The sequence below is a fragment of the Dyadobacter alkalitolerans DSM 23607 genome (assembly GCF_000428845.1).
GTDB lineage: Bacteria > Bacteroidota > Bacteroidia > Cytophagales > Spirosomataceae > Dyadobacter > Dyadobacter alkalitolerans.
On sequence record NZ_AUAS01000051.1, the window covers coordinates 1 to 1,464 of the forward strand.

Genomic DNA, 1,464 nt, shown 5'->3' on the forward strand with positions numbered 1-1,464 from the left:
CCGTATACATCGAGAGGTGTACGTACGGTTCGGAGGCGAGTACTTGGAAATACTACCATAGTAATATGGCAAGGCGCTGGGTACTTAGCCTACATCATCTACAACCGAGTGAATAACGAAGGCAAGACCATCTCAGACCGTTTTCAAAAAGAGAGGAATCATGGGGCCTGTAAAGAGATCACGCTCAGATACGGATATCAGTTAGGTAAGGGAAAGCAGCAGGTCAACCGGCAACAGCTGAAAGGTGCAGACAAAGTCAGATATGAATTATACGATGCAATCAAAGTAGCAAGCGAAACTGCTGCAAGCTGGACTGAGTTGAGAGCCAAGCTGGCCAGGCAAGGCATCCAGGCCATCTTCAAATATAAATCTGGCACGAGTGAGATCCAAGGTGTCAGCTTTACCAAAGGTGATTTGCAATTCAAAGGTTCGAAGATCGACCGAAGTTTGAGCTTTGGGAAGCTGGATGCATTGATCCGGCAGAATCAGAAAATGGCGATGGTACGGCCATTTGGAATGCAGCCACAATATCTGCCTGACCGCCCACAAGAAAGATTCCCTTGCACTATCCTTTCTCAGCAAACCAGGGACGACAAAATACTTGACGACTTGCTCCGGCCTGTCCAACAATATGACCAGCAGAGTACGAATCCATCAAAAAAGAAAAAACGTAAAAAATACTTAGGACATAGCTTATGAAAAAAATAGAAGAACAACTCGAATCGATTGAAGAAGTGCTTTCCCTTGTGATCAGGAAAAACGCATCAATTGAGAACCTGATCCAAACGGTGACTGAGTCGCAAAACAAAACGCTTGCGGATACCCTGATTGATATCAAAAAGAATTTGACACAGCATTCGTCAAGTCAACTGTTAGAATCTTACATTTCAGAGACTAAGCAAGCAGTGAACAGTGCGCCCCAAGCGTCACAAGTTCAACACCACCATCATTTCGACCTTCAATCGAAAGGCTTTATTATCTCGGCTGTGGTGCTGCTGATCACAACGGGCATAAGCTTTGCGGTTGCCATCAGCAGTTACATTGAAAGTAGCCGTTTGCAGGAAAGCGATCTCAAGTTCCGGATTGCAAGACAGCTCAGTCCAGCTTTAACGGCCAGAGTTGATAGTATTTATTATGAAGATCCAAACCGGGCGAAACTTGAAACGCAGAGGCGCGAGGCGCATGAGATAACGGTTAAAGAAGCTGAAGTACTTTTGGAACAGAGGCAAAATGAGGCGAAGGAAGCAACCGAGTTGCTTAAAAAGCTTAAAAAGGAATGAATTCACCTGATAGGGGAGAAGTGCAACGGCTTCTTCTTCGACGTTAACGTTCGTAATCCGTTTAACATATTGAAAGTTATACAACAAATCATATGTTACTGTTTTTAGTGTACACTTTAATAGTAACATCATGAATGCTAATGACTTACAAAGAAATAAAAAAAGTAGAAAGTCACTGCTTTTT

At 43.4% G+C, this 1,464-nt stretch carries 2 protein-coding genes; both read left to right on the forward strand.

Translation table 11 applies throughout. The features are described 5' to 3' along the window. The coding region (locus tag G395_RS30735) for a relaxase family protein (protein WP_157486857.1) at nucleotides 1–699 on the forward strand (699 nt) is incomplete at its 5' end. Next, nucleotides 696–1,280 carry a hypothetical protein gene (locus tag G395_RS0127140; protein ID WP_026632869.1) on the forward strand — a complete coding sequence of 195 codons (585 nt, stop codon included), beginning with the start codon at nucleotides 696–698 and terminating at the stop codon, nucleotides 1,278–1,280. The genes G395_RS30735 and G395_RS0127140, both read left to right, overlap by 4 nt. The last annotated feature ends 184 nt before the right edge of the window (nucleotides 1,281–1,464 follow it).

What these genes read in the sequence shown, in the direction of transcription:
- G395_RS0127140 (WP_026632869.1), top strand. Translation starts at nt 696, where the DNA reads ATGAAAAAAATAGAAGAACAACTCGAATCGATTGAAGAAGTGCTTTCC.